The following is a 16,304-nucleotide window of genomic DNA, read 5'->3' on the forward strand; positions in this document are numbered from 1 at the left end:
GCCGGAATTCGATACGAAGTACTATACTCCAGAGCTTCATCATGCCAGCTTTGTACTGCCAAAGTTCGTTAAACAGCTCGTTGATCTTAAGTAACATAACATTTAGAGTAGATGGCACCTGAGAGATTTTCAGAAAGGTGTCCGTACAAGAACAATTGGACAAAGAAGAGGGTCAAGGTTGCATATGCAACTTTGACCCTCTTTATTTACCGCACCCTAATCTCCGATTGTTCAAAAATGAGGCCTATGATGTGAGGGTTTTTCCTGATTGATGAGTTTCATTCTGTATAATACAATGGGAATAGTTTTAAACGCTTCTATGTCAGTAGGTAACAAATCAAATGAAAAGAAGGTGAACCATATGACAAGGAAATTGCATACCGGAAAAGATGCTCCTCCTTTGTATATACAGCTGAAAAATGAATTGAAAAAGAAAATAGATGATGGGACCTGGATGCCTGGAGATAAGATTACGTCCGAGCTCGAGCTTTGTTCCATCTATGATGTCAGTCGAACAACGGTGAGAGATGCTATAAATGAATTGGTTTGGGAAAAATATCTTGTCCGCCATAGGGCGAAGGGGACCTTCGTGTTAGATCATGAACACGTAGAAGGTAAGGATTATAATACCTATGTGAAGAGTTCCATTTATGAATTAAATGAAATGGGCCAGGAAGTCCATACCTATCAAGCCGAAGTTAAACGAATCAAGGCAGACAAAACGCTATCACAATTACTTGGGGCTGACCCAGAATCTACTGTATACATGCTCTCTAGACTTCGCAAAAGTCCGGGTACAAGACCCTTTTATTCGAGGACATGGTGGACTGGACAGGGAGCATTCCCGGAAGACCCGGCTGAGTATATGGGTTCTTTCTATACATTGTTGGAAGGAAAAGGAATCTGCGTAACAACAATTAAGGAATATTTAGAGGCTACCCTTCCGGAGAAGGCGATTGCTGAAGCATTGGGGATTCAACAAGAGACACCGATCCTGAAAAGGGTAAGGAAGGCAGAGGACACGGAAGGATTGTACACGGAATATTCTGAATGCTACTACATTGGTGAAGATTATCGATATCATATTGAACTAGTCGGCGGGAAAAATTAAGTTGAAAATTTCAGAAAAAAGAAATAGAATTAAATTAAATGTTATAACAATACAACATTACTACATTAGTTCGGAGGATGTGCAAAAATGATGTATGACAAGAACCCTGAAATATTCGTAAACGATACGGGACAGGGAGCATTTCAGGGCTATGACGCCATTTGCGATGCCATTTTAGAAAAAGTTTCAAATGGGCGGGGACGAGTGATCCTTACGTTGGATTGCTATCCAGGAGTAAATGTCAGTGAGTTGGAACAACGCTTGATCGGGAGGTTTTCAGAGGCCGTCACTATTTACTCAGATGATTTAACATTGGATAGTGAGGAAATTGAGGCGATGATCTCAAGGAATCTGACAGATGATAGGGTGTTCGGCGTCATGTCTCATCATAGGTTGCGAGAATTTTTTGATGAGGGATTACTTGCTAAAGCGAGGGGTAAGATCGAACAATCAAACGGATTGGTTATTATCTACGGTGTCGGTGCACATATCGTGCACCAGCCTGATGTTCTCGTCTACGCCGACATGACACGATGGGAAATCCAGCGAAGGTTCAGTGAGGAGGGCTTGAACAACTGGAAATCAGTTGATCTTGAAGAAGACATGTTAAAGAAATTCAAACGTGGATACTTCTTTGAATGGAGGGTCGCTGACCGGCATAAAAAAACTTTATTTGATGAAATTGATTTCCTGCTGGATACGTCGCTTAAAGAAGATCCAAAGATGGTGACTGGAGAGCTTTTTAGGTGGGGAATGAAGAAAGCGCTTACCGGTCCGTTCAGGCTCGTTCCTTATTTTGCTCCTGGAGTGTGGGGGGGGCAATGGATGAAAGAGAGATTCGAACTTGACCCCGATTCGGAGAATTATGCGTGGAGCTTTGACGGAGTACCGGAGGAAAATAGCGTTCAGATGCGATTCGGTGATATAAGAATTTCGATGCCAGCAGTGAACCTGGTATATCGTCATCCCGTCGAATTGCTCGGTGATCGTGTCCATGCGAGATTCGGTGATGAGTTCCCGATTCGATTCGACTTTCTAGATACGATGGGAGGGCAGAATCTTAGCCTCCAGGTTCATCCTGTCACGGAGTATATTCAAGATCGTTTCGGTATGCATTATACGCAGGATGAGAGCTATTATATGTTGGATGCCAAAGAGGCCGCAGTCGTTTACCTAGGGGTGAAGGAGGGCGTTGATCCTAACGCAATGGAGGAAGAGCTTCAACAGGCAAATGCCGGAGGGAGCGAGTTTCGAGATGAAGCTTACATCAATCGTTTCCAAGTGAAAAAGCATGACCATATCCTCATTCCCGCTGGAACAATCCACTGCTCAGGACGGGACACGGTCGTGCTAGAGATCAGTGCTACTCCTTATATCTTCACGTTTAAGCTTTGGGACTGGGGACGCTTGGGAATGGATGGTAAGCCGAGACCGGTTCACCTAGAACATGGCATGAGCGTAGTGGATTGGGAACGAGATACGGCATGGGTTCAGGATCAGCTTCTCAATCGCATTGAAGAAGTAGGTAAGGGAGATGGTTGGGTGGAAGAAAGGACCGGCCTCCATGAGAGGGAATTCATTGAAACCAGGAGGCATTGGTTCTCAGGATCCGTCACGCACTCAACGGACGGTAGCGTTAATATGCTGAATCTTGTCGAAGGCCAAGAGGCCATCGTGGAGAGTCCTGACGGTTCATTTAATCCTTACGTTATTCATTATGGGGAGACCTTCATTGTACCAGCTAATGTGAAACGTTATACGATCCGGCCATATGGCCGTTCCGAAGGAGAGACGCTCGCCACCATCAAAGCAAGCGTCCGTATTTAATAAAGAAAGGAGCTGATTAAATGAATGCAGTTATGGTTACCGCCCATGGAAATTTCGCAATCGGGTTGAAAGATTCATACACGATGATCATGGGAGAATCTAATCATATCTTTCCTATTGCATTGAAAGATGGAGTAGAGTCATTCAGCATGTTGATGGAAAAACAAGTTGAGAAGCTACTGGAGAAATACGAAGGGATCATGATTTTATGTGATTTAAAAGGAGGGACTCCTTATAACACTGCTCTCAAGCAGATGTTCACCCACCCTGAGCGCATAAAGGTGGTTGCTGGAGTGAATTTGCCATTGCTTATCGAACTCTCTTTGATTCTTGATAAGGGCATTCACGAGCTTGCAGGGGAAGCCATCACAATCGGTATCCAATCAATAACAGATTAATGTACAGGGGGATATAAGCATGCCAATTAGTTTTGTACGAATAGACGATCGAGTGATACACGGACAGATCATTACTAGATGGACGAGAATGAAGGAATGCCATGGGATACTGGTCATCGACGATGCCATTGCAAATGATCCTATGCAGAAAAAGATTTTCAGTCATGCAGCACCGAGGAATGTAAAGGTAGGAATCTATACGGTGGAAGAAGGAATTGAAAAGATCGGTAAGGCCGTACAGGCAAAGAATAGTTATTTTGTGATTGTACGATCGCCTGTTACGCTACAGCGATTGAGTGAATCGGGGGCGGAGTTTGGAGGACAAGTGAATGTCGGACCCATGAGTGCAAGGCCAGGAGCTGATACGATAGGAAAGAATGTAGCTGTAACGGTGGAAGAACGGCATGCATTTGATTACTTGGATGAAAAAGGTATGGACATTACATTCCAACTGGTTCCTGAGGAGACGCCCTACCGATGGGGAAGCATCAACTAGTTGACGAAGGAGTGAATGAAGTTGGATGGTTTACTATTGATACAAGCATTAATGATCGGGGTGTTTTGTTATCTTGGATCGGTTTCGTCCCCTTGGCTCCTCGGGGTGACAGGTGGTTATTATACCATCGGTCGACCGCTGGTTGCAGGTCTAGTGATAGGTATCATCCTTGGGGATGTGTCGACAGGTATCATCCTGGGGGTGGCCGTACAGGCGGCGTTCATCGCGACTATCTCCACGGGAGGTACGCAAAATCAAGAAGTCACGTATGCCGCATATGGGGGAATCGCACTTGGGATGTTGGCTGATGCCTCACCGGGAGTAACCGTGACGTTATCCGTCGGTATTGGTGTATTGGGGTTATTTTTGCACAATCTGATGATGGTCCTCAATTCTGGATGGAATCGGCGTGCAGAGAGAGCTGCTTTAGAAGGCGATGCAGCAGGAATTATCAGAAGTAATGCCATCTATCCTCAATTGGTCAACTTTGTTTTAAGGGTTATTCCTGTCGGGTTAGCCATCTATTTCGGAGAAGGGTTCGTCGAACAATTCCTACTATTGGTACCTGAACAGGTTACCCAGATAATGAACGTTTTGGGAGGACTTCTGCCTGCACTCGGTATCGCCTTATTGATGAATCTGCTGATTAGGGAGAAATCCCACTTCATCTTTTTCTTGGCTGGTTTTGCGTTCATAGTTTTCCTTACTAAGAATATGATTGCATTGACTATCTTCTCACTCTTGGTTGCTTACCTTTTTTATGTATCTATGGAACGATCGGATGGGAACTCAAACTTAGAAGAGGACGAGGTGATCTAGGTGCCGAAGTTAGAGAAGAAAGATCTTAAGAAATCATGGTTGAACTGGGCGATGTATCACTTGTCTTCCATGAGTTTTGAAAAGCTGGAAGCCCATGGATTTGCACACGCGATGATTCCTATATTAAAAAAGCTGTACAAACATGATACCGATGAGTATAAGAAAGCGTTGGAACGTCACTCTACGTTTTTTAACGTTGAACCACAAGTGGGTAGCGTCATTGTCGGAATTACGGCGTCGATGGAAGAAGAGAGGGCTAATGGCAAGAAAATCGATGATGAGCTCTTTGTCAGTGTGAAAACAAGCACAATGGGACCGTTGTCTGGTATTGGTGATTCCACAATCCAAGGGATCCTCATTCCAGTGCTTCTATCTATAGGTATGGCCTTGTCATCGGATGGAAGCCCCATTGGGGTTTTGCTCTATATGCTGGGGTATGTCGGCATTGTAGGATGGCTGTCGTACTTCTTGTTCATGAGGGGTTATTCATTTGGTGTCACCTCCATTGATTCAATTGTGGGTGAGGGTTCAGGTAGATTGAGGGAAGCATTCAACCTATTAGGAATTATGGTAATCGGGGGGCTGGCAGCATCTTTTGTTCAGCTCAAGACGACGGTTGAAATTCCGAACGGTAAGGACTCCATGATCCTGCAAGAAACACTCGATGGATTTTTTCCGGGTCTCTTGGGATTGATTGCTGTTTTCCTGTGCTGGTATCTTATTGCTAAGCGAAAGATGGCAGCAACGAAAGTACTGATCATTTTAATTGCTATTTCAGTTGTCGGTGTGTTGGTGGGCATATTTTAACTGAATTAACCATGTGTAAGTGCATTCCTTATGGGTGACAGATTCTCTTACTTTATTAAGAGCCTAACTGGGTAAGTGCTTATGTAGTCTTCAATAATATACTTAGTTGTTCAGATAACGTGGAGAAACGTAGCATTGGAAATCGAGTACGAAATCGCAGAGATTTCTACTCGATTTTTACTGCTCTATAGGGGTTCTTACTGATATCATTCCTGAAATAACATACCAACCAATAGAATGACAACAGTAATTGTCGCTCTGTTATTACATATGGCATGTAGATTTTCGTAAAATTTGGAGAAATAAAGATAATAGGCAATTTGTGTTAAAATTACTTAAGGGACATTGTAATTGTTCCGTTTTCGGACCATTATCATAAATCCAAATATCAGGTCGCAATTGGAGGGATTATATATAAAAGGCTTTAAGGTAGATGTATTACTCATATTTTTGGCAAGTTTATTTTTTTTCGGTATTGTTCTTTTTTCGTACAGGTTGTTTGTTTGGGGAATGTTCACAGTCGTATTCTTTCTTGTTATCTACATTTCAACCTCTAAATATCGTTCAACTGTCTCCTTGTTTATATCCTTTTTAATAGGGACGTTCATGTTTCAACTAGTAAACGATTATTTTACTGACTGGGATATATCCAAAAAAATGAAAATTATTATAAACAGAGGTTTACTCTTGCTTATAATATGTGGAATATTGACTTCGATTTTGTTATCCAAGCAAAAAGTGTTCCTTTTCACAACATTGCCAGATTGGAAGAAACACATAGTGTTCCCATCTCATTCGATTAGGATATCATATTTTTTATTTTTTGGACTAATTGGCTCAACTACAATCTTTATACCTTTATTGTTCTTGGAAGATATAAGCTATACAAAACTATTCGTGACATATGGAATATTTTTCTCCATCATAAACGCTTTTCTGGAAGAGTTTTTGTGGAGAGGATTAATGTTATCTAGTTTAAAAAGAAATGTATCGACTATTTTTTCCGTTCTAACTACCAGTATTGGTTTTGGTCTCTTGCATATATCAATAGGTATTCCTTTTATAATGAGTTTGCTCTTTTCGTTAGGAGGACTTTTCTATGCAATGGTAGTTTTAAAAACCAATAGCATATACCCAGCAATAGCCTTTCATTTCATTATAAATTTAGGTATGGTTTTTAACGGCTGGATATTTTAACCTATCAAAAAACTCAGAGTTGTATTTAACTTTGAGCTTTTCTTCGTGTTTTCCTGTTTTATTTACAGTGTGAATTCGATTGTTATTTTCAGTTTTTCCTACAAAAACCGAACTATCTAATAATAAATAATATCCTGAAGGTTTTTTTGAACGAGTTCATTGATGTTAATAGCGTTCATACAACTTAGTAAAAGGGAACACTAAAACTTTTTTAGGGTTCCCTTATCCATTAAAGTAAGTCATTTAGTTGTTAATAATAGATGGATAATTTTCTTTGTTTGTTTTTCATTTATTTTATAATAGTTGTTGCTACGATCAGTAGCAATAAGGGTCTCATTTTTATCAAAGCTTTCGTAAAAATATAAAATTTCTTTATTTCTGTCCTTATACACTAACTGGATTTTATAAGTTGGTTCAACCGTCAGTGAATAATGTGTGTGTTTTATTTTATTTGCCCTATTTAGTATTCCTGTAATGGCTCCGATTGTCTCATTGTTAGTTGTCTTAAGGCCATCTTCGATTCTTATTTCTTCAACACTAAAAAAACCATTATAGAACATTGAATAACCTGTAAAACAAAGCAAGGTTAAAATAATGGATATCATTACTTTTCTTTTCATGTACACCTCCAATAATTCCTGTGAAATGGAATACTGATTTTGTTTTAGTTTTAATTTTCTGATATTAAAAGCATATCATAGGTTTTATTCATTAAGAATAGCCAGCTTTCACAATCACCTAATTAGCGAAGTTAAATGAAGGAGATCCACTTTATCAAGAAAGGTACTGGCAATAGGCCAGTACCTTTTATCAATGTGCATTTTAACTATGGCGTCGTTACCACCCCTTAGGAAGGACATCAAGAAGTCCAAGGAACGTGTAGACAGCTGCACCCGTAAACAAAATGATCAGGGTGGCCTGAATGGCCGGGTGGGCCAGTCTTCCACATGTCCATTCAGGTTCCTTTTCATTGACCTTCCTTGCTTTATTAATCATCATGACGGGAAGAATGGCCATGACAACACCGGCAAATGCCCCGGCAATGGAGATGGCATCAACGAATCCAATGACTCCACTGTAAGCGATTACAAATGGAGGTACCGCGACGAATGACAATGAAAGGAACCGGTATTTTTTATCCCATTCAGAAGGGAATTTAAACTGATCGACGATGTTGGTCAGGAAGCTTCCTCCGATTGCCCAGAAGGAAGTCAGCATGGCCAACAGGGCAAATCCATTAGCAGTGAAGAATGCCCAGCTTCCGAGCGCATCAGCCCAAGCAACGGTCACGACTTCGGTAACGTTGTCAGGACCTGTCAAGCCCAGGGCAGCCATTGGAATGACGGCCATGAAAATCCCGGAAATGACCATTCCAATGATGATGGCCCGAGGGAGGTTCTTGACGTTTTCTTTGGACGAATATCCCCTTGCCAATTCAGGGACGGTGTACTGTGCCAAGAATGCGAAGATCGTTAAGCTGAAGATCGGAATCGCAAATCGGACGTCGGAGTAGATCAAGAACTTTCCTTCGAATTGTGGTGCAAGGAATGAAGCGATGACTAGGATCAAGACGAGTCCGGCCATGCCGAAGATGATGATATTCTCCGCCACTCCTGTCGCTTTCAGACCGAACCAGATGACAACCACGGCCGGGATGAAGAAGATGATGCTTCCGAGACTAGGAGGGATATTGAAGAATTCGGCAAGGATATTGCCGCTTCCCGCCGTGTAGGCGATCAAGGCCCCTAGTGAATTCGTCAAAACGGATAAGAACATGATCCAGGACCCAACTTTTCCGACGTACTTCTCTGCCAGACCGCTCAATTGCAGGCTTTTTTTCGTCCGAAGGGAGGTTTCGGCGATGTATAACATCGAGATTGTGGTCAGTGTACCGGCCAGGATGATCCAAAAGAGGAGCACCGGGAATCCGGCATTGCGGGCACCGAAGGCCAAGCTCAGGATTCCTGCACCTACATCGGCCCCTACGATGATGGCGACTCCTTCAATTAATTTCAGATTGGTATGCTTGAGTGCACCTGGAGGTTGGCTAGACTGGTCTACTTGTTGCGCTTGTAAATTGGACATGAGTTCAACTCCTTATTTTTTTGATGGGCATTCAATCCTTCAACAATCCTTCACCTGCAATTCCTGGGTGGGTCATCTCGTACGGATCGAGGATGAGCTTCAGCTCTTCGGCTGACAGCAATCCATGCTTAATGCATAAATCCCTGACGGACTGTCCGCTTTGGGTTGCTTCCCTAGCGATCCTAGCTGCCTTTTCGTACCCAATATGCGGGTTGACGGCTGTGATGATTCCAATGCTCTGCTCGACGTATTCCTTCATGTGTGATTCATTAGCTTCGATGCCAACCAAGCAGAAATCAGTGAAAGAACGGAAGGCATTGTTCATGATGCTGATGGATTGGATCAAGTTAAATACGAGCACAGGCTCCATGACGTTCAATTCCAATTGTCCGGCTTCAGAGGCCATGCAGATGGTGTGATCATTTCCTATTACTTGAAACGCTACCTGATTGATCATCTCCGGCATAACTGGGTTCACTTTCCCAGGCATGATCGACGACCCCGGTTGGCGGGAAGGGAGAGAGATTTCTGCCAAGCCTGCTCTTGGTCCTGATGACATGAGGCGCAGATCGTTTGCAATCTTGGACATGTTCATCATGCAGACCTTCAAGGCTGCGGAGACCTCTGTGTAGGCATCAGTGTTCTGAGTGGCATCCACGAGGTGCTCGGAATGTAGCAGAGGCAGCCCAGTAATGTCTCTTAGGTATTCCAATACACTCTCAATATAAAGGGGGTTGGCGTTCAGCCCGGTTCCGACTGCTGTGGCTCCGATATTGATCTCATACAGATGCTGTCTTGAACGCTCAATCCTTTTCAAATCACGCTGGATGACCCTGCTGTAAGATTCAAATTCCTGGCCCAAGCGGATCGGGACGGCATCCTGCAGATGAGTACGCCCCATTTTGATGATATGATCGAATTCTTCCGCTTTTTGATGGAAGGCATCTTGCATTCGTGAAATAGAGTCGATCAAGTTCTCCAGAAGGGATAGGGTTGAAAGGTGTATCGCCGTCGGAAAAACATCGTTCGTTGACTGAGCCATATTGACATGACTATTGGGACTGACGTACTGATACTGGCCTTTCTCGTAGCCAAGGATCTCCAGTGCGCGATTGGCGATGACTTCATTGGTGTTCATGTTCATTGAGGTGCCTGCCCCACCTTGGATGGGGTCGACGATGAATTCATCATTCCATTCCCCATCGATGACCTCCTGGGCTGCTTGCGCGATAGCTTGACCTGTCCTTTGCTTTAGTCGTTTCACCTTCACATTGGAAAGAGCAGCTGCCTTCTTCACACTTGCCAAAGCTTTAATCAAGGCTTCATGAATCCTGTATCCGGTGATTGGGAAGTTTTCTACGGCCCTTAATGTTTGGATACCATAGTAGGCTTCTACTGGCACTTCTTTAATTCCGAGAAAATCTTCTTCAATTCGAGTATCGACAGTCTTAACGTCCATCTTTGATCTTCCTTTCTAATGCATGGGCGAATTGATAGAGTACTTCCTCATTTCCATGTTTTGATATTAACTGGAGCCCGATTGGCAGTCCTTGACGGGAAGGTTCACCCGGTATTGACAAGGATGGGTTACCGGTCAAATTGGTTGGCGAGGTAAGGGATAAGAGCAATTGACGTACAGATTTTGTTTCTCCGTTCAGTATGATCTCTCTCTGACCGATGTCTGGTGGCAGGATGGGCAAGGTGGGTAAGAACAGGATGCTGACCTCTTCAAATATCTTGTTATATCTGGATGTGAGTCGACTTCTGATCTGTTGGGCCCGGATATACTCATACGCCTTCACATTGCGACTCGCTGATAGTCTTTCATACACCTCGGAGTCCATAAGGTCTTTATGGTTTTCAAAATTCTCTTTGTGGATTTCAGCAGCCTCAGCTTGAATAGTGATTTCCTGCGCCCACTTGATTTCATCAAGGTGTTTAATTGTTACTTCCTTTACAATCGCGCCAAGATCTTTCAACATCTTAATGGCTTTACCAAAGGATTCTTTCACCTCGTCTTGGATCGGATCCAGAAGATGGAAGGGGACACCAATAACTTTGTCCTTGATATCGTTGCCAATCAAAGAGGTGTAATCTTTAGCCTTGATCATTAGAGAGTAGGGATCCCCTGAATCGAAACCGGCCAATACGTTCAGCAGTTTTGCGTTATCTAAAACGGTAGATGTAATGGGACCTACATGATCAAGGGAGTAGGCAAGATCCTGTACACCTTTTTTACTCACCAATCCAAAGGTCGGTTTCATGCCAACGACTCCACATGCAGAGGCTGGAATTCGGATGGAACCACCTGTGTCCGTTCCGATGGCGTAATCAACCAAACCGGCACCAACAGCTGCGGCAGATCCACTGCTTGATCCACCGGTGATTTTACGTGGATTGTGAGGATTGAAGCAGGGGCCCACAAAAGATCGGTCTCCCAAAGGTCCATAAGCCAGTTCATGGGTATGTGTCTTACCGATAACGATGGCTCCTGCACCTTTTAATGAGCGTATAATAGTCGCATCTTCATCCGGGAAGAAGTTTTCATAAATCTTAGATCCCATTGTTGTCTCTATCCCATTTGTGTGAATGAGATCTTTAATGGCCACCGGTTTACCGTGGAAGTCGCTCAAGAGCTTCCCTGCCTGAAGCTCTTGATCCAGGACCTTTGCAATCATTAACGCTTCTTCATTTACTGTAATGAAGCTATTCGTCTTATGTTGGTTATAAAATATCGTTGTAAGTGTCTGCCGTATGGATTCTTCAATCGAACCCAATTTGTTAATTGAATTATTTCTCATGGTCGATTCACTCCTTGGATGAACAATTGACAAGTGATGGTTTCCCCCTTCATTTTATAGTCTCGCATTATTTACTTAGCAAAAATCGTGCCAAGTTTAAAACGTGATTATGAAGAAGATGTGTTGTTGTTTTATTCTCAATCTAGTAGAATTAATTGCAAGATCGCATGGAATTAATGCGAAAATGCATAGATACTGAATTTAAACTTACCGGACGGGTGTCTACTCAATGAAATGGAGTGTGAAATTATGGAACAGAATCTTGAGAGGGTATTAACATCAGCACTTGGGTCTATGGGGTGTGCTTTCCTTTTGATAGATCATCATGGGAAAGTTCAATTTGCCAATGACCTAGCAAAAGAGAAGCTCTTCATAATAGATCACACCACCGCCTGCATGGGTAGATTAACGGACAGTACCGATAAATATTTCTACAAAAGTGAAAATCCCGGTAAGACCATCATACAGATCAAGGAGAAAAGGTTTGTAGCCACACACTATCCAATTTATCAAGAGCGATCTTTCTATGGGGTATCCTGCTTTTTAGAAGAGGAAGAAGCCTATGTGGGAGTTGCGGATAGGAATGATCAAGAGATTGGCGAAGATCTGAAGGCACTCTTTGATAACACGTATGACGTCATTTATGTTTCTGATCATAACGGTGTCACTTTGCGTGTCAGTTCAGCTTGTAAAGAACTGTGGGGAAAGGAAGAGCATGAACTCATCGGTCGAAAGGTTTTTGATTTTGAGAATGAAGGTGTCTTTACCCCTTCCATCACCCGGCTAGTCCTTGAAAAGAAGGAAGTCGTTTCGGTTGTTCAAACGACTCAAACGGGGAAGAAATTGAAGGTGATCGGAACGCCTATCAAGGATCAAAATGGAAACATTATTCGCGTTGTCAATGTGTCGAAGGACATCACTGAACTAAGTGAGCTTCAGACAGAATTAAGCGAGATGCGCGCATTGGTGGATCAGTACAAAGCAGAACTGGATGAACTGAGGAAGAGGGAAAGCGACAAAAAAACCCTCGTTTCATATAGCTTGGAGATGGAAAGGGTTTTGACGACTGCCAGCAGGGTGGCAAGAGTAGATTCCCCAGTTCTGATCCAGGGAGAAACCGGTGTTGGGAAGGAGCTGATTGCTGATCACATCCATGCGTTCAGCCCCCGATCAGAGAAGCCGTTCATCAAACTGAACTGTGGTGCGATTCCTAAAGAACTACTGGAGTCAGAACTATTCGGTTATGAGAAGGGAGCTTTTTCAGGAGCCGTCCAGCAAAAGAAAGGGATGTTCGAGCTCGCAAACGGTGGTACCCTGTTCTTAGATGAAATCGGTGAGCTTTACCTTCCTTTACAGGCAAAGCTGTTAAGGGTCATTCAAGAACGTGAGCTTAGGAGGGTCGGAGGAACTAAGGCCATTTCTTTGGATGTTCGGATCGTGGCAGCTACAAATCGGGATCTGGGACAGATGGTGAATGAGGGGACGTTCAGGGAAGATCTTTACTACCGTTTAAACGTATTGCCGTTGAAGGTACCTGCCTTACGGAACAGGATGGATGATCTCGCGGGATTGGTCTTGCATTTCCTGGAGAAGTTCAATCACAAATACGCAGAATCCAAGAAACTTTCCCCGAATGCCCTCAATGTACTGCAAGGATATCACTGGCCCGGTAACGTACGTGAACTGAGGAACGTCATGGAACGCCTTGTCATTCTAACAGAGGGTGACGTCATTGATCAGGCAACGATAGAGGATTATTTATTCAACGAGCGATCCCGTCCTTCCGAGAAAGTCGTGGTCAACCACATCATTCCATTGAAGGAATGTGTGGAGGAGGCAGAGAGACAGTTATTGTCTATGGTAAAAAAAGAATATACATCAACATCACAGATGGCGGACGTACTGAAGGTGAATCAATCCACTATTAGCCGGAAGTTGCAACGGCTAAATTTAAAATGATATTGAAACAAAAGCTAACTGATAGCTCTATGCTTTCCTAAAGAACGTCTTCACTCCAAGCTAACTGTCTCGGAATTCTCCAAAAGTATGCACCTTTTCTGCGTGAAAGCTGGAACCTTATGATTATGCTCCCAGGCAGGGCGGGTGAGGGTTCCCCTTCTTCATTGTTACCACTCAGTGTAACAACAAGGAAGGTCGGTAGTGCTAGGGAAGTTAATGGCTAAGCTAGAAGCTTGAGGGACCGTAAGTAATGAGGCTTCCTCTTCTACTACCATCCATCTCGAAGCATCACAAGATAGGGAAGGTATTTTAAATCATTTTAAATGATTGAAGGCAGCGAGTGTACTGAAAGCAGGTACCCCATTGTAAAGGGACGTGATGAACCTAACGGTTCCATTAGAGACACGGCGTTACCCTGTTAAGAGAAGACATGAGGGTGACGCAACTCTTCGCTGAAATGTGGTCGCACTCTCGGTACCCTTGGACATGTACACGATCGTCAACGAAAAGTAAGACTTATACAACATAAAGGAAAAAGGAATATATAAATGGTATGATTAATTGCTTTAAACTAAGGAGGTATTAGCATGAAAAATTCAGTCATAATTGAAGGGTTTAATTCTGAATGGGCTTTAGAATACGAAAAAGAAGCAAAAAAGATAAAGAATATATTAGGTGTGAAAATTATCAGTATTGAGCATATTGGAAGCACTGCAGTAAAAGGTTTAGGCGCAAAACCTATTATTGATATAATGGCTGGAGTAAAGGATCTTAAAGATGTTGACGAATTTATTGAACCATTAAGCCAGATAGGATATGAATTTGTCTTTCACAAGGAGTTCCCTTTTAGACGTTTTTTTAGAAAAGGTCAGTGGAGAGCAGGCACACATCACTTTCATATTTATCAGTACCCGAGTGAGTACTGGACTAATAACCTCTTATTCAGGGATTATTTAAGGAACTATCCAAAAGTGCTTAAACAGTATTATCAGTTAAAAAAGGACTTAGCTGAAAAGTACCCTATGGATAGAATACTTTATACTTCAGCTAAGGCTCCATTTATTGAAGAGATTATCAATAAGGCTAAAAATGAACTGAAATGTTAACTCATCAAACAAACATATAGGGTACTACCAAACATACCAAGATTCCATCTGAGAGGTTATGCATCACTTGACTGTAAAAGCCAAGGCAGACTTCTACAGCAATATCTTTAATCCAAATGGAGAGCAATCTACCTATTTAAATTGAGTCCATTATTAAAAAAAAATCGCAATTAAAAACAATTACGTTTACGTAATTGTCTTTAATTGCTGTGGCTGAGTTCCTTTTAGTGATCAAACGAAAATCATACGAGACCCCGCTTAATTTTCAAAGTTTACAATAAGAGGACAGAAACATAACCCATAATCGAATATGGAAACTGTTTCCCCGAATGGAGGTGGACCGGCCATTCACATAAGAATGTGCTCGATATAAAAGTGAAACCCTCTTTGAATCATCAGTAAACTTTCCTTTTGAATCTGTCTCTTGTATTGGAATACCCCAATGCAAAAATAATAAGTGATAAAAGTAAAATAAGGCCGGAAATAAATAAAACCTGGTTTTCTAACATCTCACTCAATGCAAATAATAAAATGCTAAAGCTAATACCGTACATAATTTTCCCCATAAACTTGCATAAAGCTACTTCATCGTACTGGGCCTTTTCACTCTCAGGCATTGTATTGTAACCTGCAAGTATTGATGCTCCTTTTCCCTTCGATAGTATGATAGCCATAATTAAGAAAGGTATTGAAATTATAAGAACAGCCACTCCCAAACCAGTTACCACCTTTTCTATAAGATTTTCTGTTTTTTCTGTTGGTAAAACAACAGAGATTTTAATATCTATACGCTCTTGATGAATCATAGGTTTCAAATTGGAAATAGACAGCTCTCTACAATCATTGAACTTATCCATTATCACCTCAGTGTTTAAAAATATCTAATAATTGATACCAACTACGTATAATCTGCCTTTTGCTGATATGAAAGACTGGGAGTGGGCAGCCCGGGTGAGTGAGCATCGGCCGAAGTGGTTGCGGTCCCCTTTCTCTTGTAGTCAATTTCAAACGTAATTAATAACAAAAACCATTACAATTACGTAAACGTTTGTGTAATAGTTATTGATGTATTAGTTTCCTATACCATGCTTCGGGTGTCGAAACATTCAAGACCATCACTTAAAGATTTGCTTTTCAGGAGACTGCCTTTTTCTTGAACTCACCCAATGAAAGTCTCCGTTCAAAAGGATCTATACTTAGCGATGGGTGCTGATTATTGGACTAGGGCCATAAATCTAACACAAAGCAAAAAGACCTTTCCTTCGTTACTAGGAAAGGTCTTTTTCATGAGGAATGAGATTGCTCGAAATCCAATCCGCGATGTGTTGTAGTGGAGGCTTATCCGTTACAACAAAGGAGGTCATGTCTTCAGCTTCTTTTTCCGGAACGTCCAAGATCCAACCATTCATCCTTAGGAATTGAAACAAGCATGCGAAGGCTGTTCGTTTATTGGCATTGTGAAAAGAATGGTTTTGTGCCATACTCTCAAACAACGCTGCCGCCTTCAATTCCAAGGTAGGATACGCATCGGATTCAAAAGCAGAACTTTGTGGGCGCATGATGGCACTATCCAATAATTTTTCATCTTTGACGCCTATAAATTCTTTGGGCGAATATCGTTTAATCAACACGCCGTTCAGAAAAATGGCTTGCTTATGAGTGAGATATTTAGTCATTCGTTGCTTCCCTTATCTTTTT

At 42.3% G+C, this 16,304-nt stretch carries 15 protein-coding genes; 9 read left to right on the plus strand and 6 right to left on the minus strand.

The genetic code is table 11. The annotated features are described in order from the left end of the window. Positions 1 to 361 precede the first annotated feature (361 nt). The 7 genes from ACNA6I_RS23110 to ACNA6I_RS23140 all read left to right on the plus strand — a co-directional run bounded on the left by ACNA6I_RS23110 (position 362) and on the right by ACNA6I_RS23140 (position 6,655). Positions 362 to 1,111, plus strand: a complete 750-nt coding sequence (locus ACNA6I_RS23110) for a GntR family transcriptional regulator (RefSeq protein ID WP_416314236.1) — start codon at positions 362 to 364, stop codon at positions 1,109 to 1,111. 87 nt (positions 1,112 to 1,198) lie between these two features. Further along, a complete protein-coding gene (locus tag ACNA6I_RS23115; RefSeq protein WP_416314237.1) occupies positions 1,199 to 2,938 on the plus strand; it encodes a class I mannose-6-phosphate isomerase in 1,740 nt (579 codons plus the stop codon). 20 nt (positions 2,939 to 2,958) lie between these two features. Then, on the plus strand, positions 2,959 to 3,336 hold the full coding sequence (locus tag ACNA6I_RS23120) for a PTS sugar transporter subunit IIA (protein WP_416314238.1): 378 nt from the start codon (positions 2,959 to 2,961) through the stop codon (positions 3,334 to 3,336). A gap of 19 nt (positions 3,337 to 3,355) precedes the next feature. Beyond that, positions 3,356 to 3,832, plus strand: coding sequence for a PTS system mannose/fructose/N-acetylgalactosamine-transporter subunit IIB (locus ACNA6I_RS23125; RefSeq protein ID WP_416314239.1), 477 nt, complete (start codon positions 3,356 to 3,358; stop codon positions 3,830 to 3,832). Positions 3,833 to 3,868: 36 nt separating this feature from the next. Further along, complete coding sequence (locus ACNA6I_RS23130) at positions 3,869 to 4,651, plus strand: PTS mannose/fructose/sorbose/N-acetylgalactosamine transporter subunit IIC (protein ID WP_416314240.1); 783 nt, start codon at positions 3,869 to 3,871, stop codon at positions 4,649 to 4,651. After that, on the plus strand, positions 4,652 to 5,458 hold the full coding sequence (locus tag ACNA6I_RS23135) for a PTS system mannose/fructose/sorbose family transporter subunit IID (RefSeq protein WP_416314241.1): 807 nt from the start codon (positions 4,652 to 4,654) through the stop codon (positions 5,456 to 5,458). Positions 5,459 to 6,115: 657 nt separating this feature from the next. Beyond that, complete coding sequence (locus ACNA6I_RS23140) at positions 6,116 to 6,655, plus strand: lysostaphin resistance A-like protein (RefSeq protein ID WP_416314311.1); 540 nt, start codon at positions 6,116 to 6,118, stop codon at positions 6,653 to 6,655. Between the two features lie 239 nt (positions 6,656 to 6,894). On the opposite strand, the gene ACNA6I_RS23145 is transcribed toward ACNA6I_RS23140, so the two are convergent. The 4 genes from ACNA6I_RS23145 to ACNA6I_RS23160 form a co-directional block, all read right to left on the minus strand. Continuing rightward, the gene (locus ACNA6I_RS23145) at positions 6,895 to 7,275 is read right to left on the minus strand and encodes a hypothetical protein (RefSeq protein WP_416314242.1); all 381 of its coding nucleotides are present in this window, start codon (positions 7,273 to 7,275) and stop codon (positions 6,895 to 6,897) included. Positions 7,276 to 7,492: 217 nt separating this feature from the next. Further along, on the minus strand, positions 7,493 to 8,740 hold the full coding sequence (locus tag ACNA6I_RS23150; protein WP_416314243.1) for an aromatic amino acid transport family protein: 1,248 nt from the start codon (positions 8,738 to 8,740) through the stop codon (positions 7,493 to 7,495). 31 nt (positions 8,741 to 8,771) lie between these two features. Then, complete coding sequence (gene aspA / locus ACNA6I_RS23155; protein ID WP_416314244.1) at positions 8,772 to 10,199, minus strand: aspartate ammonia-lyase; 1,428 nt, start codon at positions 10,197 to 10,199, stop codon at positions 8,772 to 8,774. Further along, entirely contained in the window at positions 10,189 to 11,541 is a 1,353-nt protein-coding gene (locus tag ACNA6I_RS23160) for an amidase (RefSeq protein ID WP_416314245.1), read from the minus strand. Before ACNA6I_RS23160 ends, aspA begins: the two co-directional genes overlap by 11 nt. A gap of 396 nt (positions 11,542 to 11,937) precedes the next feature. Here ACNA6I_RS23160 and ACNA6I_RS23165 point away from each other — a divergent pair, with 396 nt between their 5' ends. Next, positions 11,938 to 13,500 (plus strand): sigma-54 interaction domain-containing protein, encoded by a 1,563-nt coding sequence (locus tag ACNA6I_RS23165; protein ID WP_416314246.1) that lies wholly within the window; start codon positions 11,938 to 11,940, stop codon positions 13,498 to 13,500. 587 nt (positions 13,501 to 14,087) lie between these two features. Further along, entirely contained in the window at positions 14,088 to 14,606 is a 519-nt protein-coding gene (locus tag ACNA6I_RS23170) for a GrpB family protein (protein ID WP_416314247.1), read from the plus strand. 395 nt (positions 14,607 to 15,001) lie between these two features. Here the strand turns inward: ACNA6I_RS23170 and ACNA6I_RS23175 are convergent, their stop codons facing one another. Together ACNA6I_RS23175 and ACNA6I_RS23180 are read right to left on the minus strand one after the other, a co-directional pair. After that, positions 15,002 to 15,412 (minus strand): DUF3784 domain-containing protein, encoded by a 411-nt coding sequence (locus ACNA6I_RS23175; RefSeq protein ID WP_416314312.1) that lies wholly within the window; start codon positions 15,410 to 15,412, stop codon positions 15,002 to 15,004. Between the two features lie 462 nt (positions 15,413 to 15,874). After that, positions 15,875 to 16,282, minus strand: a complete 408-nt coding sequence (locus ACNA6I_RS23180) for a type II toxin-antitoxin system death-on-curing family toxin (protein ID WP_416314248.1) — start codon at positions 16,280 to 16,282, stop codon at positions 15,875 to 15,877. Positions 16,283 to 16,304 lie beyond the last annotated feature (22 nt).

The sequence above is a fragment of the Rossellomorea sp. FS2 genome (genome assembly GCF_047915635.1).
Lineage (GTDB): Bacteria > Bacillota > Bacilli > Bacillales > Bacillaceae_B > Rossellomorea > Rossellomorea marisflavi_A.